The 22,650-nt window shown below is 39.4% G+C and carries 20 protein-coding genes; 19 read left to right on the plus strand and 1 reads right to left on the minus strand.

What is annotated here, in order from left to right; translation table 11 throughout:
- Nucleotides 1-45: 45 nt before the first annotated feature.
- Nucleotides 46-1,800, plus strand: coding sequence for an ABC transporter ATP-binding protein (locus tag AB5026_RS11830; RefSeq protein ID WP_008369865.1), 1,755 nt, complete (start codon nucleotides 46-48; stop codon nucleotides 1,798-1,800).
- 1 nt (nucleotide 1,801) lies between these two features.
- The gene (locus AB5026_RS11835; protein WP_005333791.1) at nucleotides 1,802-3,541 is read left to right on the plus strand and encodes an ABC transporter ATP-binding protein; all 1,740 of its coding nucleotides are present in this window, start codon (nucleotides 1,802-1,804) and stop codon (nucleotides 3,539-3,541) included.
- Nucleotides 3,542-3,744: 203 nt separating this feature from the next.
- Here the strand turns inward: AB5026_RS11835 and AB5026_RS11840 are convergent, their stop codons facing one another.
- Nucleotides 3,745-4,320: a helix-turn-helix domain-containing protein gene (locus tag AB5026_RS11840; protein WP_008369868.1), complete on the minus strand. Its 576-nt coding sequence runs from the start codon at nucleotides 4,318-4,320 to the stop codon at nucleotides 3,745-3,747.
- Nucleotides 4,321-4,964: 644 nt separating this feature from the next.
- Between AB5026_RS11840 and AB5026_RS11845 the strand changes: the two genes are divergently transcribed.
- The 17 genes from AB5026_RS11845 to AB5026_RS11925 form a co-directional block, all read left to right on the plus strand.
- Nucleotides 4,965-5,210 (plus strand): DUF6870 family protein, encoded by a 246-nt coding sequence (locus AB5026_RS11845; protein ID WP_008369874.1) that lies wholly within the window; start codon nucleotides 4,965-4,967, stop codon nucleotides 5,208-5,210.
- 113 nt (nucleotides 5,211-5,323) lie between these two features.
- The gene (locus AB5026_RS11850; RefSeq protein ID WP_008369875.1) at nucleotides 5,324-6,997 is read left to right on the plus strand and encodes a recombinase family protein; all 1,674 of its coding nucleotides are present in this window, start codon (nucleotides 5,324-5,326) and stop codon (nucleotides 6,995-6,997) included.
- The gene (locus tag AB5026_RS11855) at nucleotides 6,998-8,653 is read left to right on the plus strand and encodes a recombinase family protein (protein WP_368213374.1); all 1,656 of its coding nucleotides are present in this window, start codon (nucleotides 6,998-7,000) and stop codon (nucleotides 8,651-8,653) included. It abuts the gene before it with no gap.
- Nucleotides 8,646-10,208, plus strand: a complete 1,563-nt coding sequence (locus AB5026_RS11860) for a recombinase family protein (protein WP_055303504.1) — start codon at nucleotides 8,646-8,648, stop codon at nucleotides 10,206-10,208. The genes AB5026_RS11855 and AB5026_RS11860 overlap by 8 nt, the downstream gene beginning before the upstream one ends.
- Before the next feature lie 358 nt (nucleotides 10,209-10,566).
- Entirely contained in the window at nucleotides 10,567-10,803 is a 237-nt protein-coding gene (locus AB5026_RS11865) for a helix-turn-helix domain-containing protein (RefSeq protein ID WP_059086711.1), read from the plus strand.
- A gap of 1 nt (nucleotide 10,804) precedes the next feature.
- On the plus strand, nucleotides 10,805-11,440 hold the full coding sequence (locus AB5026_RS11870; protein WP_059086712.1) for a hypothetical protein: 636 nt from the start codon (nucleotides 10,805-10,807) through the stop codon (nucleotides 11,438-11,440).
- A gap of 693 nt (nucleotides 11,441-12,133) precedes the next feature.
- On the plus strand, nucleotides 12,134-12,418 hold the full coding sequence (locus AB5026_RS11875; RefSeq protein ID WP_235812397.1) for a hypothetical protein: 285 nt from the start codon (nucleotides 12,134-12,136) through the stop codon (nucleotides 12,416-12,418).
- A 27-nt stretch (nucleotides 12,419-12,445) separates the two neighbouring features.
- Entirely contained in the window at nucleotides 12,446-12,874 is a 429-nt protein-coding gene (locus AB5026_RS11880; protein ID WP_235812398.1) for a recombinase family protein, read from the plus strand.
- Nucleotides 12,875-13,474, plus strand: a complete 600-nt coding sequence (locus AB5026_RS11885; protein ID WP_235812399.1) for a zinc ribbon domain-containing protein — start codon at nucleotides 12,875-12,877, stop codon at nucleotides 13,472-13,474.
- Between the two features lie 73 nt (nucleotides 13,475-13,547).
- On the plus strand, nucleotides 13,548-14,891 hold the full coding sequence (locus AB5026_RS11890; RefSeq protein WP_059086713.1) for an AAA family ATPase: 1,344 nt from the start codon (nucleotides 13,548-13,550) through the stop codon (nucleotides 14,889-14,891).
- 10 nt (nucleotides 14,892-14,901) lie between these two features.
- Nucleotides 14,902-15,546, plus strand: a complete 645-nt coding sequence (locus AB5026_RS11895; protein ID WP_059086714.1) for a hypothetical protein — start codon at nucleotides 14,902-14,904, stop codon at nucleotides 15,544-15,546.
- A 351-nt stretch (nucleotides 15,547-15,897) separates the two neighbouring features.
- On the plus strand, nucleotides 15,898-16,719 hold the full coding sequence (locus AB5026_RS11900; RefSeq protein ID WP_368213377.1) for a DUF4428 domain-containing protein: 822 nt from the start codon (nucleotides 15,898-15,900) through the stop codon (nucleotides 16,717-16,719).
- 146 nt (nucleotides 16,720-16,865) lie between these two features.
- Complete coding sequence (locus tag AB5026_RS11905; RefSeq protein ID WP_173739467.1) at nucleotides 16,866-18,533, plus strand: histidine kinase N-terminal 7TM domain-containing protein; 1,668 nt, start codon at nucleotides 16,866-16,868, stop codon at nucleotides 18,531-18,533.
- Nucleotides 18,530-19,873, plus strand: coding sequence for an ATP-binding protein (locus AB5026_RS11910; RefSeq protein ID WP_368213378.1), 1,344 nt, complete (start codon nucleotides 18,530-18,532; stop codon nucleotides 19,871-19,873). Before AB5026_RS11905 ends, AB5026_RS11910 begins: the two co-directional genes overlap by 4 nt.
- Nucleotides 19,821-20,447, plus strand: a complete 627-nt coding sequence (locus AB5026_RS11915; protein WP_173762027.1) for a response regulator transcription factor — start codon at nucleotides 19,821-19,823, stop codon at nucleotides 20,445-20,447. Before AB5026_RS11910 ends, AB5026_RS11915 begins: the two co-directional genes overlap by 53 nt.
- A gap of 111 nt (nucleotides 20,448-20,558) precedes the next feature.
- A complete protein-coding gene (locus tag AB5026_RS11920; RefSeq protein ID WP_114001781.1) occupies nucleotides 20,559-21,083 on the plus strand; it encodes a hypothetical protein in 525 nt (174 codons plus the stop codon).
- A gap of 419 nt (nucleotides 21,084-21,502) precedes the next feature.
- A partial coding sequence (locus AB5026_RS11925; protein WP_368213379.1) for a methylenetetrahydrofolate reductase C-terminal domain-containing protein occupies nucleotides 21,503-22,650 on the plus strand: 1,148 nt, incomplete at its 3' end.

Here is a 22,650-nt window from a genome sequence, read left to right on the forward strand (position 1 = left end):
TAATGAAAGAAACAACAATAAAACCAAAGTAAGGAGTGAACGAATGTGAAAGAAAAAAAGAAGTCGGCAATCAGCTGGATCCTGACATGGGCCGGACAAAAAAGAATTGCCTATGTATGGAGTGTGTTACTTGCAATCGGAAATGTGATTTTTAAGATTTTGCCGTATTTTATTATTGCAGATATAGTAAAGCTGTTTTTAAATGGTGAAAAGGAGTTTGAAATATATCTTGCAAAAGCGGTTCTGATTGCATTATCGTTTATCATTGCAGAACTGCTTCATTCACTTTCGACAGCATTGTCACATAAAGCAACGTTTGCAGTACTTGCAAATATAAGAAAATCCTGCTGTGACAAGCTGGCGCGGGTACCTCTTGGCTATGTGAAAGACACACCTTCCGGTACATTTAAAAATATTATGGTGGAAAGAATCGACAGTATCGAGACAACACTGGCGCATATTGTCCCGGAATTCACGTCCAATCTGCTGGCACCGATTGTGATTTTGATTTATTTCTTCCTGACAGACTGGAGACTGGCACTCTGGTCATTGGTGCCGGTTATAGTGGGATTTCTTTCCTATTTTGGAATGATGCTGGATTATAAACCAAGCTTCGAGAGAACGGTTCAGACAACAAAAGATCTGAATGATGCGGCAGTGGAATATATTGACGGAATCGAAGTGATCAAGGCATTTGGAAAGACAGAAAGTTCTTATGCCAAATTTACAAAGGCGGCTTTTGAATATGCAGATTCCTTTATTTCCTGGATGAAACGGTGCTCGATCTTTCATGGACTGATGATGGTGGTCACACCTTATACGCTTCTTACGGTATTGCCGTTTGGGGCACATTATGTAGCCAATGGAACACTTGCGATTTCAGATTTTGTCATCTGCATTATTTTATCACTTGGAATCGTTGGACCGTTGATCACAGTGGGTTCCTATACAGATGATCTTGGCAAGATCGGAGTGATTGTTGGTGAAGTGGCAGGAATTCTGGAACAGCCGGAGCTTGAACGTCCAGAGAAAAGTAAAAGTGTTCCAAAAGATAACTCCGTTACACTTGAAAATGTCAGGTTTGGTTATCACGACAAAGAGATTCTGCATGGAGTAACTATGGAGCTAAAAGCAGGAACGGTAAATGCAATCGTAGGACCTTCCGGAAGCGGAAAGTCAACCATCGCAAAGCTGATTGCGTCCTTGTGGGATGTGGATTCCGGAAGTATTAAAATCGGTGGAGTTGATGTCAAAGAAATGTCGCTTGCAGATTTTAATCGGAAAATTGCATATGTTGCACAGGATAATTATCTGTTCAATGAAACGGTACGTGAAAATATTAGACAGGGAAATCCGGAGGCTACAGATGAACAGATCATCGAGGTGACAAAGAAAAGCGGATGCTATGAATTTATCATGCAGCTTGAGAACGGATTTGATACGGTTGTAGGAGGTGCAGGAGGACATCTGTCAGGAGGAGAGAGGCAGCGTATCTCCATTGCAAGGGCAATGCTGAAGGATGCTCCGATTGTAATTCTTGATGAGGCAACTGCTTATACGGATCCGGAAAATGAGGCGATTCTGCAGAATTCTATTGCAAAACTGGTAGCAGGGAAGACACTGATCGTAATCGCACACAGGCTTTCTACCGTTAAGGACAGTGATCAGATCTTTGTCGTAAATGATGGAAATGTAACAGCACATGGTACACATGAGGAACTACTGATGTTATGCCCGCTTTATAAGGAAATGTGGGATGCCCATATTTCTGTAAAAGATACGGTGAAGGAGGGAGAATGATATGTTTGGAATTCTGGCAAAATTCTTTCGTTTTTCAGGTAGGGAAAATGGTAATAAATTTAAACTGTCGATAGTGATCGGACTTATAGAGGCTCTCGCTTCAGCAATGAAGATACCGGCTATTATGTACATATTGATTGGTTTGATGAGTGGAAAACCAATAGGAAAATATATTGGTGGTTCAATTGCGATCATGGTGATTGCAATTGTAGTTGATGTCATCTGTAAGAGATACTCTACAGTGCTTCAGACAGAAGGAGGATATAATGCGAGTGCTTTTATGAGAATCAAGATTGCAGAGCATCTGCGCTATCTGCCGATGGGATATTTTAATGCCAACAGCATCGGGGAAATTTCTTCTATTACGACGAATACAATGGAAACACTTGGCGATGTAGCTGCGAGAGTGGTTATGCTGACCATGCAGGGAATTCTGGAAACATCCATGATCATTCTTATGCTGTTTCTTTTTGACTGGAGAATTGGACTGACAGCTGCAGCAGGAGTGCTTATTTTCTTTGGTGTAAATGCTGTGATGCAGAATGCAGGGAAAAACGATTCAGAGCAAAAAGTGGTATGCGATACAGAGCTTGTAAATCAGATCATGGAGTATCTGCAGGGAATATCAGAAGTAAAATCATACAACCTGCTTGGAAAACAGGCAAAAAGATTAAATGATGCAAATGAAGCATGCGAAAAGATTAATACAAAGATGGAGATGTTGTTTGTCCCTTATCATTTTCTGCAAAGCGTCATAACAAAAACCACAGGTGCAGTAATCGTAGCATGCAGTGCATATTTTTATATTAATGGAACTATGAGTGCGGTCTATGCAATTGGTATGACAATCTCAGCATTTATGCTTTATGCCAGTCTGGAATGTGCAGGAAATTATTCATCTCTTTTACATGTGGTAAGCGTATGTGTAGATAAAGCAAATGCAATATTGGAGCTGGATACCATGGATATCGACGGTAAAGAAATACAGCCGGAAAATTACGATATTAGACTTTCTAATGTTTCGTTTTCTTATGACAAACGGAAGATCATTGATGATATATCGCTCTCTATTCCGCAGAAAACGACGACAGCAATCGTTGGACCATCTGGTGGAGGAAAATCAACACTTTGCAATCTGATTGCCAGGTTCTGGGATGTGGATTCCGGGGAAGTGACACTTGGAGGTGTGAATGTAAAAGACTACAGCATGAACAGTCTGATGCGTAATTTTTCATTTGTATTTCAGTCGGTGTATTTGTTCGCAGACACCATTGAGAATAATATTAAATTCGGACGTCAGGATGCAAGTCATGAGGAAGTGGTGGAAGCGGCGAAGAAAGCGTGCTGTCATGATTTTATCAGCAAACTTCCGGATGGGTACGACACAGTGATTGGAGAAGGTGGAGCCACACTTTCCGGCGGTGAGAAACAGCGTATTTCGATAGCCAGAGCGATTATGAAGGATGCGCCAATCGTCATATTGGATGAAGCAACGGCAAATGTTGATCCAGAGAATGAAAAGGAGCTGATGGATGCAGTAGATGCACTTACAAAGGAAAAAACGATTATTATGATTGCTCACAGATTAAAAACGGTCAGACATGCAGACCAGATTGTGGTTGTTGACAAAGGAAGAATTGTACAGCAGGGAACACATGAGCAACTAATGAAGCAGGAAGGCATTTATAAGAGATTTGTGGATGCAAGGCAGCAGGCAGTAAGCTGGAAACTGGCCCACTGAGAAATAATCCACAGTTGGTGAATATCCAAATTGAATTGTCTGAAAGAGATTTAATTTAAGTTTCTCTAAGTTTCACTTGTATAGGTGGAATGAGGAAAATTCAATAGAGCAATATGAAAAAAGCACTGAAAACCGTTGGACTGATGGTTTTCAGTGCTTTTTTCTTTGGTTAAAGAGAAAAAACATAATAAATTTAAGTTTTGCTAAGTTTCACTAAGTTCTGCATTTGCAGATCGCCATTGCCTTTTCGGCTCATATTTCCCACACCCATCACAGGTCTGTGGCCAGTTAATTTTCCACTCAAAATACTCATCTCTGGTAATTTTACCGGATTTCAATTCTTCTTTTCTGAGAAGCCATTCTTTCATAAAATCATTGAGAACTCCATAATTGAACCACATACCAACAGGTGGATGAGCCGGCCAGTTATCAGAATCATGATAACGGACAGCGGTACCCTCACTGGAATTGCATTTTTTACCCGGATAGGTTTCTAACTGAAAGAGATTAATAGCTGCTGGGTTAAATTCATCAATCCAGAACAGAATTTCCATCAGTTCAGAGGCGTCCATCGTGGTTGGCTCATGTAGTGTCAGTGGGTTTACGTCCAGAATCTTAGCCATTTCAGTTACCAGATCTTTGCGGGGAACCCGGTAATTCGTTTCATATTGGGCAAGACGATTTGCACCTTTATCGCCCCAACCGAGGGCAGCACCAAGTTCTGCCTGTGTCATATTCCGGAATGTCCGGATTTTTTTTATTTTATCACCGATTGTCATATCAGATTTCCCACTTTCTTTTTGATAAATCCATTTTACTACCAAAAACAGTGAATGTAAACAGAAAGATTCGCATTGAAGCGAACAAAACACTTGACATTCGCATGAATGCGAATTAAAATAACAGTACGATAAAGGTTCGCATGAAAGCGAATGTACAGATGAGGATAAATACTTTTTGCAAATTATTGCAAAATGAGGTTGGTAAAATCCTTCTGTCAGGCTTTATTAGTGAGAGGATTTTTTTGAAGTGAACAACATTTTGGTGTTTCCAGGCTGTAATAAGTGAAAGGATATTCAAAAAAACTCTTTTGTACCTTGAAAATTACATGAGCTGTATAATCTGATCTCACAGATGCCATAACCCTGTAAATGATTTTATGGGCGAGCGTCGAAGATACTCCGGAAACGACTGGTAGGCTTGCGAAGAAGCTGGCAGTATTCAGAAATACTCTGATAGAGGTTGACTGTGACGTTGACAACGGGTTATACAAATGGAAGCCAACACGCCGAACAGAATATGCAATGCCATAGTAATAGATAAAATTTGAGAACAAAATGTGAAAGGTAAGGTGATGTGATTGAGAAAATTGTAGGTATAGGACAACTGATACAAAGAATATGTTGGAAAAGAGGTGAGCATCATGGTGAATCAGTCGGTAATAGATTCTAGTGTTGATCTGGAGCAGTTAAAGGACATTGAAGATTTAATTCCTGATATGGATAAAGCTATTTCTGAGAAAGTGGAAACTTTTCTGGATAAATCCGGCGATCAGCCGTATGCTCACATGAATGAAGGATATGTAGTGGTTGTGGAGATGACAGGAGAAATGGATGCCACAGATGCCATTAGTGATTATCTGAGAAAAAGGACGGAGTTGATGTATTAAAATGTCTTGCAAAGGTACAGATGTTATGTTAATGTGAGGTCAGGGAAAATGAACGTGATACATGGTTTCTGACTTCAAATTCAATGGAATAAGTAAGTTGGGAGCGATGTAAAATGGAACAGATGCAAATGAATATGCCAGATATATACGATGCTGCATTGTATCTTCGATTATCGAAAGATGATATGGAAGAGGGCGGTGCGAAGTCAGAGAGCAACAGCATTGCAAATCAGAGAGAGTTACTTCGGAGCTTTGTAAAAAGCCAGCCGGATATTCAGATCTTTGATATATATGTGGATGACGGATACTCAGGAGGAAATTTTGATCGACCTGAGTTTAAACGAATGACAACTGATATAGAAGCTGGAAAAGTAAATTGCGTGATTGTAAAAGACTTATCCAGATTCGGAAGAGAATATATAGAAGCCGGGCGATGGATCGAAAAGACCTACCCGGCTTTAAATGTGCGTTTTATTTCAGTTACAGACCAGTTTGACAGTAAAACAGCAGATTTTTCAGAGAAGTCATTTGTAGTTCCAATCAAAAATTTCGTAAATGAAAGCTATTGTCGGGACATTTCCGGTAAAGTGCGAAGCCACCAGAAAATCAAACGTGAAAAAGGTGAATTTATTGGAGCGTTTGCCCCGTATGGTTACTGCAAAGATCCAGAGAATAAGAATTGTCTGGTGATTGATTCTTATGCATCAGATATTGTAAGAAAAATATTTTCGTGGAAAATTGATGGATTCAGTCTTGGAGCAATCGCAGAAAAACTGAATGTACGTCATGTGCAGTCGCCAAAAGAATATAAAAAGGCAAATGGCGAGAATTACAATTCTGGATTTCACAGCTCAGACACACCGAAATGGTCGGCAGTGCAGATTAAAAGGATTCTGACCAACGAGGTTTACATTGGAAACATGGTGCAAGGCAAGCAGGAACGAATCAGCTATAAGGTAAAGCAACGTCTGGATAAGCCAGAATCAGAGTGGGTGAAAGTAGAAAATACGCATCCGGCAATAATCAGGCAGAATGATTTTGATGTGGTGCAGAAGCTACTTCAGTATGATGGCAGGGCATCGAAAACATCGGACAGTGCAAACTTTTTTTCGGGTTTTGTATTTTGCGGAGATTGCCATACACCGATGATACGCAGGGTAAATCAGTATAAGGGAAAGAAAAAAGCCTTTTATATTTGCCAGACAAAAAATAAAGGTGGAGATTGCACCAGACACAGTATTCCGGAAGAGGTGCTGAAAAGGATTGTATTGAAAGAGATTCAGGCATATACGGCACTTTTCGTAGACTATCAGATGATTATGGAAGAACTTTGTGAAATGAAAGTCAGTTACGATCAGGTAATCGGTTATGATACGCAGATTAGTAAGTTGCAGGAAGAATATAACCGTTATTACAGCCTGAAAGCATCTTTGGGTGATGACTTGAAAGAGGGATTGATCAGCAAAGAGGAGTTCGATGATTTTCGGGAAAGTTACGGAAGAAAATGTGAAGAACTGGAGCAGATGATTGAAAACCAGAAAAAACTGGTAAAGCAAATGTTTGAGGGTGGAGTGTCTGCAACTGTTCAGTTGGAGGACTGGAAGAAATCACTGGAAATCAAAGAACTGGATCGCACATTGCTGGCACTGACTGTAGATAAAATCTATATTTATGAAAACAAACAGATCAAAATTCATATCCGTTATCAGGATATGATTGAGAAAATGAAAGTCATAAGACGGTTTTATGCGGAACACCGGACAGAGTGCAGGAAAGAGGTGGGATAAATGGCAAGGACAGCAAAAAGATATAAGAAAAACACAGAGAAGAAAGTTCTTGGGATTCCGGTATGTATGGCTGCAATTTATGTCAGATTATCCGTAGACAGTGATGAAAAAAAGTCAGAACCTATTGAAACACAGGTTACGCTGATAAAAGAGTTCATTCAGAAGCACAATGAAAATCCGAACAGAGAGTATGAAATTGCTGTATATAACATTTATTCTGATCTGGGAAAAACCGGAACAAATTTTGACAGACCGGGATTTGAACGGATGATGAATGATGTCAGGGAAGGTAAAATAAACTGTATTCTGGTAAAGGATTTCTCACGATTTGGAAGAAATTATATCGAAACTGGCAACTATCTGGAAAAGATTCTTCCTTTTATGAAAGTGCGGTTTATTTCTGTATGTGACAACTATGATTCATTTGCACCGGATGCCAAGAATCAGGAATTATCCATGAATATCAAGAATCTGGTGAATGATGCTTATGCGAAAGACATTTCCGCAAAAGAACGGGCAGCGAAACGTATTGCACAGAAAAATGGTGAGTATGTGGGATCTACAGCTCCATATGGATATTGTGTGGAAAAGATAAATGGAATTTATAAGTTGATGGTGGAACCGGAAGCTGCAAAGATTGTCCGCAGGATTTTTGAAGAATATGCTTCGGGAGATGGCGTACAGAGCATTATTGACAGGCTGTTTGAGGATAGGGTACATCGGATTTCAGATTATAACCTATATCGTCATGTGTACTGTCAGGACGGAGAGAACCTTCATCAGTGGGGAAATTCTTCGATACGTGCAGTGCTGAACCGGAATAATTATTATGGCGATCTGGTTCAGAGAAAATATGAATCCAGATTTCAAAGAGGTGAAAAATGGTGTGACATATTGGACGAGAGCCAGTGGATTATTACGCCAAATGCCCATGAGCCAATTATTAGCAGAGAATTGTTTGAAAAAGCACAGGTCAGGCTAAAAGCAGCACAACAGAAAGCAACAAAAACTACTGCAGGGTGGGAAGATGATGAAAGAGCATTTTACAATGTATTCTATTGTGGTGATTGTAAGCGGAAAATGTGTACACGTAGATACAGAGGCAATGTGTATTACTTTTGCAATGCTGCCTGGTATCGGGATGAAAGAAAATGTAGTCACAAATCTATTTCCGAAGAGAAGCTGCAGAAAATTGTCCGTTCGGAGCTAACCAGACAGTTTCAGTTATCTGGATTGCGGAAAAAGGATATGTCTGCTATAAGCAGTGCGGTATTTCTTTCCAAAATCAATGAGATTCAAACTGAGATCAGAAAATTGGATGCAGATATGGAAAGACGTTCAGAAAAACTGGCACAGGCGTTTATGAAATATAAAGAGGGTGAATTTTCCAAAGAAGCCTATATAGAAATGAAAGATGACCGTAATAACTGGAAAGAGTTTTGTGAAGAGAGAAAGAAGTCTCTGGAGCAGACCATACGAAAGCTGGAAAAACAACAGAAAAAAGAAGCCAGATTTTTACGAAGTCTGTTGGAACTGGATGGGACAACCAGAATCAATGCGGAACTTGCGGAGGGCTTGATTGAAAGTATGTATCTGTATGGTGATGGCAGACTGGAAATCAACTTCGGGTTTAAGGGGGCGGTAGAACATGAGTGATCAGAAACTGATTATTGGATATTACCGTCTTTCCATGGAAGATGATTCAGAGGGAGAAAGTAACAGCATTATCAATCAGAGAAAACTGGTAAAAGATTATATTTCCAATATCCCGGAACTGGCTTCTATGCCATTTCAGGAGTTCTACGACGATGGATATTCTGGTTCCAGTATGGAGCGTCCGGCAATTAAGCAGGTTCTGGAACTTGCTAGGGAGAATAAAGTGCAGTGTATTGTGGTAAAAGATTTTTCACGTTTTGCCAGAAACTATATTGAGATGGGAACTTATCTGGAACAGATTTTTCCATTCCTGGGAGTACGATTTATTTCTATCTCAGACCGATATGATTCTAAAGATTATATAGGAAAGAGTTCCGACATCGAAGTACAGTTTAAAGGACTGATCGCAGATTTTTATGTGAAAGACCAGTCTGTAAAGGTAAAATCGGCAGTCAGTACCAGACGAGGAAAAGGTGAGTATTGCTGTGGATCTGCACCTTATGGGTATCGAATCAATCCTGAAAATAAGAAAGAACTGGTGATTGTAGAGGACGAAGCAGAAGTGATTCGCAGAGTATTTGAACTGACAAATCAGCGGTATTCCAAGATGGAGATTTGTCGGTTATTTAATGAAGAGGGGGTACTGACTCCCTTGCAGTCCATGAGCAGACGACAGAAATCAGACAGCAAGAAAGCTGCATCAAGAGGACTGCAGTGGACGAGTGATATGATACGGAAGATTGTGGATGATAAAACTTATATAGGCTGTATGGTCTATGGAAAGACAAAAATTTCAGATCCCGGAACAGGGAAAGAAGTACCGGTACCGAGAAATCAGTGGAAAGTGATGGAAAATCATCACGAGCCGATCGTATCAAAAGAAATTTTTGAAAAAGCACAGTCCTTGCAGATCAGATACACCAAGAAAAGCAAATTCGACAGGGAAACAACATTGTTAGGTGGCTATGTGAAATGCGGAAATTGTCGCAGAAGCCTGACTTCAAGCAGTCCGGTTCATGGTCATATCCTTTATAGCTGTGCTTACAGTAAAGGAAAAGAAGATACAGGATGCTTTGCCGGAAAAGCTGATAACAAAATGCTAGAGCATATCGTGCTGGCAGAAATTAAGGCATATTTACGTCAGAATATCAGCCAGGAACAGATGCAGCAATCTATGAGAAAACAGCATACGGACAGCATAGAAGCCTATGAGCTGGAAAGTACGGACTGTGAAAAACGTCAGGAGCAGATAAAGCTTCAGAACCGTCAGAACTATGAGAAGTATCACGAGGGACAGATGAACCAGAAACAGTTCATGGAAGCCAAGAAGCAGTTGGAAGAAGAAAGAGAACGATTGCAGAAACGTATACAGGAGTTGGAAGAACTGATAAACGGTGAGAAAGAAATCCTGATGAAAAAGAATGTTCCGGTGGAGCAGATGTTGATGTATTTAGGCTATGAAAAGCTGACACGAGAGATGCTGGAAGAATATGTGCAGGGGATATATGTGTATGATGATGGGAGAGTGGAGGTGGAATGGAAATCACTGGCTTGATTTGTAGCAATAATGTAACGTCCACTACTACTGAACTTGTAGCAATGACGTTACATCCTCCCTGCTGATTTTGTGACAACAATATAACGTCCTCTGTTCCAAAACAACGGTTTTATGGGAAAAATCGAGGAAAAAGTGGCAAAAAAGTTTGTAGCAATGACTTGACATCCTCGGGGATTTTATGTACAGCCAAAAGTCTCCCTCATATGTGAAAGTTAAATGTTGTGGTAGAGAGTGGAGCGAAGTTTATATTAAAACTCCTAAACAAATGTTAGACTTAGAAGTAAACTTGTACTTGAATTAGTTTAAACGTTCGTTATAATTAAAATTAGATAATAAAAACGTAAGGAGAAGACTAATGATAGCAGATGAAATGAAAGTCGATAAAGTTCAAACAGGAAAGAGAATTAAAAAGTTAATGGACGAAAAAGGAGATACGGTATTGACTTTATCTCAAATAACAGGGCTATCAAAAAGTGCGATTCGAAATTATATAAATGGGAAAAATCCACCAAGCTTGCAAAATTTAGGGGTTATAGCAGATATTTACAGTGTAAATATCTCTGAAATTGTTGTTTACAGGAAGGAAAAATAAGATGGAAGAATCACAGCAAATGATGATAAAAGAAGGTATTATAGAATATATGAAAACTAAAGTAGGGGTGGAAAGAACTGTTGATGAAATAAAATTATATGTAGAGCAACATAAGGTGAGAATAGATAAAGGTTCAAGTGCGCTTAGAAATGCATTATTTAGCTTAAAGAAGGAAAATCCTGCTTTAATTAATGTGAGAAGGGGCGTATATATATGGAAAGAAGAGAATGTGAAAGAAAAGGATAATACTGTTTCAAAATATGATTTTTCTGATTTTATCACTATTTCAAATTTAAGAAAGCGAGAAAATAATTTGGTGATAAGTATTTTTCAAGATGGTACATTTTCGTTGAATTCAAGTTTATTGCAGTATTTACCTGAAAGAAAAGTTGAAATTAAATTGAAACAAGACTGTTCACAATTAGCAATTATCAAAAAAGGAAATATGAAGATAGATTTGGGGAAAAATGGAAGAATAAAAAATTATGACATTATAAAAAGATTAGAAAAACAGAAGAAGAAATTTCCGATATACTATGTTGGAAGTTGGGATGAACAAGAGGAAATATGGATTGGGAATCTTACCACTAATAACCCCAATAAAAGAAATGTTCGTAGAAAGAAAAATATTAAATAATCAGCGCATTGAGTCTGAAAGTAGTTTATGGGTTATCTCAGTAGATTGAAAAAAAGTATGTGATGTTATGGCAATAAGATTAGTAGAATATTTGAGAAGTCTGGTACGAGAGCTTGCAAAATTGCCGGATGAGACTGAGTGGGTAGAATTTAAATGTAATAACAAGCAGCCACAAATGATAGGTGAATATATTTCAGCTCTTAGTAATGTAGCTGCGTTGTGAACAGAGTTTGTCAAGTAAAGTGTGTAAATTTATATTTTTTGGCGGTCATTTTTTGACCGCTATTTTGCATCTACTAATCAAAAGGAAGTTCCTCACCATTGCGATAAGCTTTATATAGAAGCAACATATCGTGCTCTTTGAGATACTGATAGCAGGTAAGAAGTTCATTCATGAGCGTTATCCATTGTTATTTCACCTGAATTATGTTCCTGTTCTTCAAAATAGTCATAATATTTACTCATAAAAATCCTTCTGAATTCCATTAGAAATTTTCGTATTTCAGTATCCGTGCTTGAATTTAATCGTCCATGGAGAGCTGGTTTCTTACTATAGCCCAATTCGAAACTAATCGACCATTTCGCTTTTTGTAAAGCTCCGTAATTCGCAAATATAATGCTTTCATTACCGAATCCTAATTTTGGAAAGAGCCTTTCTTGGTTACTTTCCGAAAACTGGAGTTGATCGATTCTATGGCGTTTGTGCAGTGTATTGTGGTAAAAGATTTTAGAAATTATATTGATATGGGAACTTATCTGGAACAGATTTTTCCATTTCTTGGAGTACGATTCATTTCTATTTCAGACCAATATGATTCTAAAGATTATAAAGGAAAGAGTTCGGACAGCGAAGTACAGTTTAAAGGACTGATTGCAGATTTTTATGTGAAAGACCAGTCCGTAAAGGTAAAAGCGGCAGTCAGCACTAGACGTGGAAAAGGCGAGGATTGCTGTGGTTCTGCACCTTATGGGTATTGAATTAATCTTGAAAATAAGAAAGAACTGGTGATTGTAGAGGACGAAGCGAAAGTAATCTGCAGAGTATTTGAACTGACCAACCAGCGGTATTCCAAGATGGAAATTTGCAAGTTATTCAATGAAGAGGGGGTACTGACTCCCTTGCAGTCCATGAGTAGACGACAGAAATCAGACAGCAAGAAAGCTACATCAAGAGGATTACAGTGGACGAGTGATATGATACGGAAGATTGTAGATGATAAGACTTATATAGGCTGTATGGTCTATGGAAAGACCAAGATTCCAAATCCCGGAACAGGGAAAGAAGTAGCAGTGCCGAGAAATCAGTGGAAAGTGATGGAAAATCACCATGAGCCGATCGTATCAAAAGAAGTTTTTGAAAAAGCACAGTCCCTGCAGATCAGATACACAAAGAAAAGTAAATTTGACAGGGAAACAACACTGTTAGGTGGCTAGGTGAAGTGTGGAAATTGTCGCAGAAGTCTGACTTCAAGCAGTCCGGTTCATGGTCATATCCTTTATAGCTGCGCTTACAGTAAAGGAAAAGAAGATACAGGATGTTTTGCCGGAAAAGCGGATAACAAAATGCTGGAGCATATTGTGCTGGCAGAAATTAAGGCATATTTACGTCAGAATATCAGCCAAGAACAGATGCAGCAATCTATGAGAAAACAGCATACGGACAGCATAGAAGTCTATAAGACGGAAAGTGCAGATTGTGAAAAGTGTCAGGAGCAGATAAAGATTCAGAACCGTCAGAACTATGAGAAGTATCACGAAGGACAGATGAACCAGAACCAGTTTATGGAAGTCAAGAAGCAGTTGGAAGAAGAAAGAGAACGACTGCAGAAACGTGTACAGGAACTGGAAGAACTGATAAATGGTGAGAAAGAAATCCTGATGAAAAAGAATGTTCCAGTGGAGCAGATGTTGAAGTATTTAGGCTATGAAAAGCTGACACGAGAAATGTTGGAAGAATATGTGCAGGGAATATATGTGTATGATGATGGGAGAGTGGAGGTGAAGTGGAAATTTAGTAAAGATATTGCAAAGTAGTAGTAGTATTTATTATAATGAAGGAAATGATTAGGTTTGTTGAAAGAGTATATGTAGAAGGTATAGGTGGAATATGCAAAAAATAGAAATTAAATATTTGGGACCAGTACAAGAACTGGAAATGGATATCAAAGATTTTAATTTACTTATAGGTGAACAAGCTACAGGAAAAAGTACTGTGGCAAAAGCTATATATTTTTTTAGAATCATAAAATCTACTTTGACGGACTATTTGTGTCAAGTGTACGATACAGCATTATACAATGGCAATGATGTTAGTGATGGGTTTAATAAAGTGTTAAAGAAAGAGTTAAAATCAATTTTCATTTCTTTATTTGGATATAGTTGGGATTTAGATAAACGATTATATTTAAAATATGAATATGCATCGGGGATATGGCTTGATGTAAAATTGAATAAAAACGGAAAACGAAAATATATAAGTGTTCGTTATTCGCCTAAATTAACACAAACGCTAAAAGACTTAGAAAAAGAAGCATTAGAACTTTTCGAGCAAAAGCCAGAAACCACAACTATTAGTTTGGCATATGCAAGTAAGGAAAGACTTCGCAATTATGATAATTTTAAAAACAGTGTAAATAAGATTTTTGATGATTATAAAGAAACCTACTATATCCCTGCTGGACGTAGTATGCTGACTTTATTAGTCAACAATAGATCGTTATTAGAAAATGATAATTTGGATTTGATAACAAGGCAATTTATGCAGGTTATTGATAATATTCATAGAGTTTTTGAGGATGGAATTAGAAATGTTCATAAACGCTATCCTGACGGCGAACGAAGATTTGATGTAACTAAAACTGCGGAAATGTTAATTTCAGATTTGAAAGGCGATTATCTTTATAATGCAGGAAAAGAATATATTGTTGTTGAGGATGAAGAGGAACATAGTGAAAAAATACCAATTAATTTCGCATCATCTGGTCAGCAAGAGGTTTTATGGTTACTTAATCAACTGTATATTTTAATGTTAAAAAAGGAAAAAGCATTTGTAATTATTGAAGAACCAGAAGCACATTTGTATCCAAGCTTACAAAGTAAGGTAGTGGAATTTATTTCATATTTTGCGAATATTAACAATAGCTCAATCTTGATTACAACACACAGTCCGTATATTTTAACATCGGTCAACACGTTGTATTGTGCTGGGAAGGTGATTGAGAAGAATTCTACGTATTCAAAAAAAGTATATGACATAATTGATAGTAATTGTGAGATTGATCCACAAAAAGTTACAGCATTAAAAATCAATAAAGATAAAAGTATTTTAAACTTAATTAATGAGGAACTTCAAGAATTAAATACGGAAATGATTGATGAAATTTCTGACAGCGTAAATGAAAAATATATGGAATTATATTATTTGCTAATGTCAGAAAATGATGTGCTGTAAGGAGAAGCAAATGGCGAAAAAAAATAAAGGAAAAAATAAAGGAAAAAATAAATACAAGGAAAATAAGAAAAAGGAGCCAAATAAATTAGCATTAGGAAAATATACGGATAATTTTGAGTGCTTAAAAAATGGAGAAAAAAGAACTCTAAAAGATTCAAAGTCTGATAAAAATTCAATTATGCCAATAGAGGTTTGTGATGAAGAAGTATATTTGACAGAGCCAGATGGAAAATTGATACCTAATATACAAGATCAACAAAAGTGTGATTTTTTAATATATTGTCAAAAGGTATTGCAAACATGTTTTATAGAACTTAAAGGTGCAAATATATCTGTTAAAGAGGGCTATAATCCGTATGACCAAATTATTGACACAATTAAGTTCTTGAAGAAAGATGATGACTTAAAAGTGATAGTTGCGAATAATATTGAAAAGCATGCTTTTATTGTTTCTCCTGGACGACAAAAAATACCTAAAGGTATAGAAACAAAAGAAAGAGCATTATGGCAGCAGCTTATACAAAGTGGAGACAATAAAAGAAAAATACTGGAGCTTATTCATTATGTTAAGGTAACAAAGTCCGATAGATATAGTAATAATGGGCAAATAATTTGTTCGCCTAAATCACCGGTACAAATACCTTTTCAGAATTAGGAATAATTCTAGCAATGACGTTACATCCTCCCCACCTACTTTGTGACAATTATATAACGTCCTCTATACAGAAATATGCGGTTTTAAGCCATTTTCGTGGCAAAAAAGCCGCATATTTTTTGTAGCAATGACTTGACATCCTCGGGACGGTTGTGTCTGGCAGAGAGTATCCCATACGGCATATCCTGAACATATAGAAACAGACAGGATTTTCAGATACGAGCCTTATGATCCTGACATTGATATGAAGATGAATTCAGTTACTGTCAGAGATGCTAGTGCAAATGGCGAAGCATTCACGCATAATGTAGATAAACAAAAACACAAATATAAAAAGAAGGAGGATTGGGTATGGGATTATTTGATAAGAAGATCTGTGATATCTGCGGAGAGAAAATAGGTTTATTAGGCAACAGAAAACTGGATGACGGAAATCTGTGTAAGGATTGTGCAAAAAAATTGTCACCATGGTTTGAAGACCGGCGGCACAGTACGGTAGAGGATATAAAACGTCAACTGGAATATCGTGAAAAAAACAAAAAAGCCGTAATGGATTTTTGTATAACACGTCAGATCAATACCAGAAATTACAATGTTTTTATTGATGACAATAAGGGGAATTTTACTGTTGCACGGAAGCTGGATGTCAATGAAAATCCGGATATAGTTCCTTTATCCGCTGTTGTGCAGTGCAGAGTTGATGTAGAGCGACAGCAGAACGAGGAAACATATACAACAAAGGATGGAGAAACCGTAAGCTATCAGCCACCGGTATATAAGTATGAATTTGATTATACTATGCGTATTAAGGTAAAAACTCCATGGTTTGATGATATGGATTTTCGTCTGAATACTTTTTCCATAAGCAGCGATAACAGAGGCGAATTGATGGAAGTGGAGCAGACAGGTCATCAGATCATAGCCGCCCTGACACCAAATGCGGCTGGAATGCAGCAGCCCGGGATGAACATGAACAGCGGAATGCAGCAGTCCGGGATGTACATGAACAATGGAATGCAGCAGCCCGGAATGAACATGAACAGCGGAATGCAGCAGTCCGGGATGAACATGAACAGCGGAATGCAGCAGCCCGGCAGTTTATGGAAATGTCAGTGCGGTGCAGAGAATACCGGAAGGTTTTGCGAATACTGTGGCCAGCCAAGACCATTTTGAGTGATGATAGACAGAGTGGACAGAATTGTTCACTCTGTTTGTGATAACAGGGGTTGAGAATGGATGATTTCTCTGAAAACTATATAATAAAATAGAGTTTTATAGTATACTTATCACAGAGGTGTATTAACGAGAGAGGAATTTTCATGACATACAATAAAAAAAGGGCACTGTCGTATGGAGGAATCCTGATAAGTGTATTTCTGGCGTATTTCTGCAGGCTGGGAAGACTGGAAAATGTTTTTATGAGAAATCTCGCAGATCAGTGTCGTAACTGTATTTATCTGGGAATGTATTGTGCCTGGGTGATTTATCTGGAAAAGCATGTAGTGCATAGAAAAACGCGCAGATGTCTGACTGCAATTGGCTGTCTGATGGTATTCTGGTTTTTTGTGCGGACAGTAAAATTTCATATTTTTCATGATCCGCTTGGAGAACATATCTGCTGGTATCTGTATTATATCCCGATGATCCTGATCCCGGTCCTTGGACTGGCAGCAGCGATGTTTCTAGGGGAAAAGGATGGAGAGAAAACAGTCAGAAAAATTATTGCCTTGCTTGCTTTTGCGGTGGTTTTGATCATCAGTGTTTTTACAAATGATCTGCATCAGCTGGTGTTTCGGTTTTCCGGGCAGCCGCCGCTTTCAGATAGAGATTACAGCTATGGGATTCTTTTTATAGTGATCCAGGGATGGATCATATTTTGCCTGATATGGATGGAAATTATGCTGATCAGAAAAAGCAGGATTCCGGGAAGAAAGCAATTTTGGCTGCCGGTTATTCCGGGAATATTGCTTCTGGGATGGAATATCGGGAATTTACTCCGTCTGCCTCTGATCAAAACAATTGCCGGAGATATGACAGCGGTATGCTGCCTTTTGATGGCGGCAATTTACCAGGGATGTATATTATGCGGCCTGATACAGACGAACAATCGATATTTTGAATTATTCCAGACCTCCGGAGGACTGGATGCAGAGATTACGGATGATTCCTTTCAGCGATATTATCATTCCGGTGATTTTCCTGAGCTGTCACCGGAACTGCGTAAAATTGTAATAAACAGATCAGCTGTACAGGAACAGGGAATCCGGATCAACCATATTCCTATAAGAGGAGGACATTTGTTCTGGTCAGAAGATATTTCGGTGCTTCTGGATCAGTATCAGGATATCCGGGAACAGCAGGAGGAGCTGACTGCCAGAAATCGTCTGCTGCAGAAAACCTATCAGAAAGAAGCTGAGCGGAGAAAAACAGAAGAACAGAACCGACTGCTGAACATGATACAGAATCAGACAGCCGGGCAGCTGGAATTGCTGTCACAGCTGATGGATGAGCTGGAAAGAACGGAGTCAAGGGAACACTATGACCGGATCCTGGGAAAGATCGTGGTTGTTGGTACATATTTAAAAAGAAGAAAAAATCTGGTATTGACACAATATGCATCAGACGGAAATCTGCTTACAATGGAGGATCTCAGACAGAGTCTTGCGGAATCCTGTGACAGCTTAAAATTATGTAAGATCCGGGCGGCTTATTATGTCGAAAATGGTGAAGTGCAGCTGAATGCAGATGATATACTAAAATGCTATGATACCTTTGAATGGCTTGTGGAACGATTGTTTGATACAATGCAGTCTGTTTTTTACCGTGTGTCGCAGATCGATGATGCTTTGCGGATCTCGGTTCATATTGTAGCAGAAGCAGATCTTCGGGGATTAATGTCAGAAAGACCGGAATTAAATGTGCAGCAGGAAGATGAAAACGAATGGTTTATCGGATGTATCGTATTCAGAAAGAGAGGCGGAAGATGACTGATTTTGCGGAATGTAGTATGGCAATGCAGGATTTTTTGATGATCCTTCTTGAAATCTGCCTGATTCTGGAATTGATCCTTCTGTTGATCAGGATAACCTGTTTTTACGGGAAAAAGAAAATTATAACAGCAGTGACTGTTTTTGCAGTTTCTTTTATGCTTATGGGTTTCCTGATGAATGATCACAGATATTGCCAGGGGGAAAGCGCATATCAGCTAATGCTCCGGATGTGTCCAGTCAGTGTTTTGATGGCAGCGATGGTGGTATTGTTGCTTTATCTTTGCTGGGCAATCTGGAGAGAGAGACGCAGATATCATCATTCTCTGTCTTACTGGTCTGTGAATGAAGCTGTTGATGATGTTCCCTGTGGGGTGTGTTTTTCGGATCCTCTTGGAAGGATCGTTTTATGCAACACTAAGATGCATGAACTGAGCAGGATAATGATAGGCTCCTATCTGCAGGATTATGAGGCATTGCGGAAAGTAATAAATGGAGGATCCGAAGCAGAGGGACTTCGCAGATTAAACAGTGACAGTAATGTATTTTATTTTCCGGATGATTCCGTCTGGATGTTTCAGGAATATCGTCTGCATGAGCCGGATTGTGCAGGATATCTGCAGACAGTGGCAGTTAATGTATCAGAAATTTATTACAATGGTGAAAAGATCAGAGCAAATAATGAAAAGCTGGAAATCCTGAATCATAAGCTGGAGGAAATGTATGAAAAAATCGGAGATAAAATAAGAGAGCAGGAGACACTTGCCATGAAAATGCAGGTTCATGACAATTTTGGCCGAAGCCTTCTGTCAATACGCAGGATATTGGAAAGAAAAGAAAATCAGGATAAAATGGATGAACAGCTATCTGCATTAAAGCATCTGGTCTATATTCTTACAGATTCTTCTGTTGAGAATATGGAAGAATTATGCGCGGATACGATCAGGCATGCAGAAGAACTTGGAATTTATGTTCAGATCAGCGGGGATTTCCCTCAGCATCCCTCCTACAGGCTGCTGACAGACAGAGCGATCCGTGAATGTGTGACAAATTGTGCCAGACATGCCCATGGAAGTACAGTTCTGGTGAAGATAGAAAAAGGTGCAAATGAATACAGCATCCGGATAACGAATGATGGAGATGCACCTGAAAAAAATGCAGAAGAAGGTGGTGGTCTGTCTGCACTGAGAAAAGCTGCGGAGTCAGAGAAATGTATTATGCAGGTTTCTTTTTCACCGGAGTTTTGTCTGGTGTTAAAAATGCCGCTGTCAGAAAGGATGGGAGTCTATGGTACGGATACTGATAGTAGAAGATCAGAGGATCATGCAGAAGTATTTTGAAAGTATTATTATGCGGGAACCGGAATTCCGACATGTTCAGACAGTTTCGGATGCCTGTGAAGCTGTAAAGATCTGCTCTTACTCGGCAATTGATCTTGTGCTTATGGATGTGCAGACATTTCATAATCATGATGGGCTGAGTGCCGGAAAGATCATCAGGGAAAAATATCCATATACAAAGGTATTGGTCGTTACTTCGCTGATCGATCCCAGGGTGCTGGAAAGGGCAAAGAGCGGATGCGCAGACAGTCTCTGGTATAAGGATCACGGGGAAGAGGAAATACGGAGTGTGATCTACAGAACGTTAAATGGGGAGCATGTATTTCCGGATGTGGCACCGGAGGTGGAACTTAACTGGATCACAAGCGGTGATATCAGTCCCAGACAGCTGGAGATGCTGCGCCTGTACATTCACGGGATGTCATATTCCGAGATCGCAAGGAAAATGGACTGCTCTGCTTCAGGGGTAAGATGGAATTTTCAGGAAATGATTGCCAAGGCGGGATACAGCTGCAAAGAGGATCTGATAGCAGCTGCACTGGAAAGTAAACTGATCGTAACCACACTGAAATAGAAGATCCACAGAATGCAGAAACATATTCGGACAGAGGGAGTTTGGCGTGAGCTGACGGAGCATTCACAAATATAGCATAAGATTTTGGATAATAGGAAAGAGGAAACAGACATGAGCGATTTTTTGACAGAAAAAAATAAAAAAACAGGAATACTGGGGAAACTGAAATGGGTTCTTTGTGGCTTTTTTATACTTTTTTCCCTGGGAGCTATTGGCGCATCGGAGAAGTATATTGGTGAAGGGCGCTGGGGAATGGCAGCAACAGAGATCATACTTGGATTGCTGTTTCTGTATCCAACCTTCCGGGAAATTCAAAAAGCATTAAAGAAGAAAAAAGCCGGAGAAATCGCCTGCTGGTTTGAATCCTATGCCCAGAATACCGTCTCATTTGAAAAGCTTGAGCAGGAACTGGGAAAAGGTGCAGTGAAAAAGCTGGAAAAATTTATTGCGGGGGGATATATCCGGAATATCCAGATAGACAGAGAAGGAAATTATATTATGATCACTGCACCGAACAGACGCGTAAATGAGAAGATCTATATTACAGTTACCTGCCCTAGCTGCGGTGCAAAGAATCAGGTAATAAAAGGTCGTCTGAGCACCTGTGAATATTGCGGACAGCGTCTTACCCCATGACAAAAGACACCTTTCGGATCTGCCCTGTTAAAGATAAAATCCTTGTGCAATATGCTCAATGCATAAAAAGGATATTTTATAAACAAAATTATATAAGTTGCATATAACTAACGCATGCAGCATAACAGAAGTTGTACAAATATCCGTACATCCATAGACGATTGGGATGAAATCATAGAATAAATTTATAAAAATAGCTAATAAAACTGGATAATATGTTCAAATTATGGTACATTTATTGTAGCGGTCAGAGGAAATACTGCGGCCTTTTTTGGGACAGGGATTTTCGAAGGGCTGAACAAATAACAAAGAACTTATTTATTTGGTTTTATTGTTTCTTTCCTGGGAGTGCAGAGAAGGAGGGAACGGATAAGAGCAGATAATCATAAGGATATAATCTTTATAAGGAAGGTGAGCAATTGGAAAACTATACTAAGTACAAGCTGAAAAGCAGTGATGAGCTTGCATCAGTGCTGAACGGCAGGGACAATCTGTTTGTAATCGCCTGTAACAAGTGTTTCAAGGAATTTGAGACCGTTGACGAACCGGATTGCGAGGAATTCCTGAAATTTGCTGCGGAGCAGGGAAAAACCGTCACAGGCAGTGCGAAATTCGATTTTCTGTGCAACAAGATGCACACAGAAAGAAAATTACAGGATCTGCTGCCGGAAGGTACAGAGAATGTAGTTGTGATCTCCTGTGGTCTTGGTATCCAGACTGTTGCAGATCTGACCGGTAAGCCGGTGATCGCAGCAAGTAATACCCTTAACTACAGAGGCCATCACGGCATGGCACTTACCAAAAAGAGCTGTGATGCATGTGCACAGTGCTATCTGAACATTACCGGAGGCGTCTGTCCTATCGTCGACTGTTCCAAGAGTCTTGTGAACGGACAGTGCGGCGGAGCAAAGAACGGAAAATGTGAAGTGGATCCTAACAAGGACTGCGCATGGGAAAAGATCTACCAGAGACTGGCAAAACAGGGTCGTCTGGAAGAGTTCCTGAACCAGCCGGTACAGGTACGTGATTACTCCAAGGTTAACTTTAAGGTGATCAATGATTACGTGAAGTCTATCAGAGAGGACAGACTGAACGGATACTATGGTGGCGTTCATCCGTCAGAGCACAAGGAATTCAGCGAGCATATCGATCTGAAGAAATTCCCGGATCCGAAGACGGTTGTGATCTCCATGTCCCAGCATCTTGGTGCACCTGCCAACCCGATCGTGGAAGTAGGCGACACAGTAAAGGTTGGACAGAAGATCGGAGAAGCTGCCGGATTTATCAGCGCACCGGTACATTCTAGTGTAAGCGGAACCGTAGTTGCTGTTGAGCCACGTATGCATGGTACAAGAGGCAGTGAGGTGATGGCAGTTGTCATCGAATCCGACGGAAAAAATACTCTGCACGAATCCGTACAGCCACATAAAGCCCTGGACGAACTTACACCGGATGAGATCATTGAGATCGTAAAAGAAGCCGGAATCGTTGGTATGGGTGGTGCAGGTTTCCCGACCTGTGTCAAGCTGAAACCTGCAAAACCGGTTGATACCATCCTTCTCAACGG

This window comes from Blautia sp. RTP21359st1_E11_RTP21359_211015, from assembly GCF_040910705.1.
Classification (GTDB): domain Bacteria; phylum Bacillota; class Clostridia; order Lachnospirales; family Lachnospiraceae; genus Blautia_A; species Blautia_A fusiformis.

Excerpts from the sequence above, each read along its gene's own strand:
- AB5026_RS11900 (WP_368213377.1), top strand. The coding sequence starts at position 15,898 with ATGGGATTATTTGATAAGAAGATCTGTGATATCTGCGGAGAGAAAATA.
- AB5026_RS11890 (WP_059086713.1), top strand. The coding sequence starts at position 13,548 with ATGCAAAAAATAGAAATTAAATATTTGGGACCAGTACAAGAACTGGAA.
- AB5026_RS11870 (WP_059086712.1), top strand. The coding sequence starts at position 10,805 with ATGGAAGAATCACAGCAAATGATGATAAAAGAAGGTATTATAGAATAT.
- AB5026_RS11910 (WP_368213378.1), top strand. The coding sequence starts at position 18,530 with ATGACTGATTTTGCGGAATGTAGTATGGCAATGCAGGATTTTTTGATG.
- AB5026_RS11855 (WP_368213374.1), top strand. The coding sequence starts at position 6,998 with ATGGCAAGGACAGCAAAAAGATATAAGAAAAACACAGAGAAGAAAGTT.
- AB5026_RS11920 (WP_114001781.1), top strand. The coding sequence starts at position 20,559 with ATGAGCGATTTTTTGACAGAAAAAAATAAAAAAACAGGAATACTGGGG.
- AB5026_RS11840 (WP_008369868.1), bottom strand. The coding sequence starts at position 4,320 with ATGACAATCGGTGATAAAATAAAAAAAATCCGGACATTCCGGAATATG.
- AB5026_RS11915 (WP_173762027.1), top strand. The coding sequence starts at position 19,821 with ATGGTACGGATACTGATAGTAGAAGATCAGAGGATCATGCAGAAGTAT.
- AB5026_RS11850 (WP_008369875.1), top strand. The coding sequence starts at position 5,324 with ATGGAACAGATGCAAATGAATATGCCAGATATATACGATGCTGCATTG.
- AB5026_RS11905 (WP_173739467.1), top strand. The coding sequence starts at position 16,866 with ATGACATACAATAAAAAAAGGGCACTGTCGTATGGAGGAATCCTGATA.
- AB5026_RS11860 (WP_055303504.1), top strand. The coding sequence starts at position 8,646 with ATGAGTGATCAGAAACTGATTATTGGATATTACCGTCTTTCCATGGAA.
- AB5026_RS11835 (WP_005333791.1), top strand. The coding sequence starts at position 1,802 with ATGTTTGGAATTCTGGCAAAATTCTTTCGTTTTTCAGGTAGGGAAAAT.
- AB5026_RS11865 (WP_059086711.1), top strand. The coding sequence starts at position 10,567 with ATGATAGCAGATGAAATGAAAGTCGATAAAGTTCAAACAGGAAAGAGA.
- AB5026_RS11845 (WP_008369874.1), top strand. The coding sequence starts at position 4,965 with ATGGTGAATCAGTCGGTAATAGATTCTAGTGTTGATCTGGAGCAGTTA.
- AB5026_RS11875 (WP_235812397.1), top strand. The coding sequence starts at position 12,134 with ATGGCGTTTGTGCAGTGTATTGTGGTAAAAGATTTTAGAAATTATATT.
- AB5026_RS11895 (WP_059086714.1), top strand. The coding sequence starts at position 14,902 with ATGGCGAAAAAAAATAAAGGAAAAAATAAAGGAAAAAATAAATACAAG.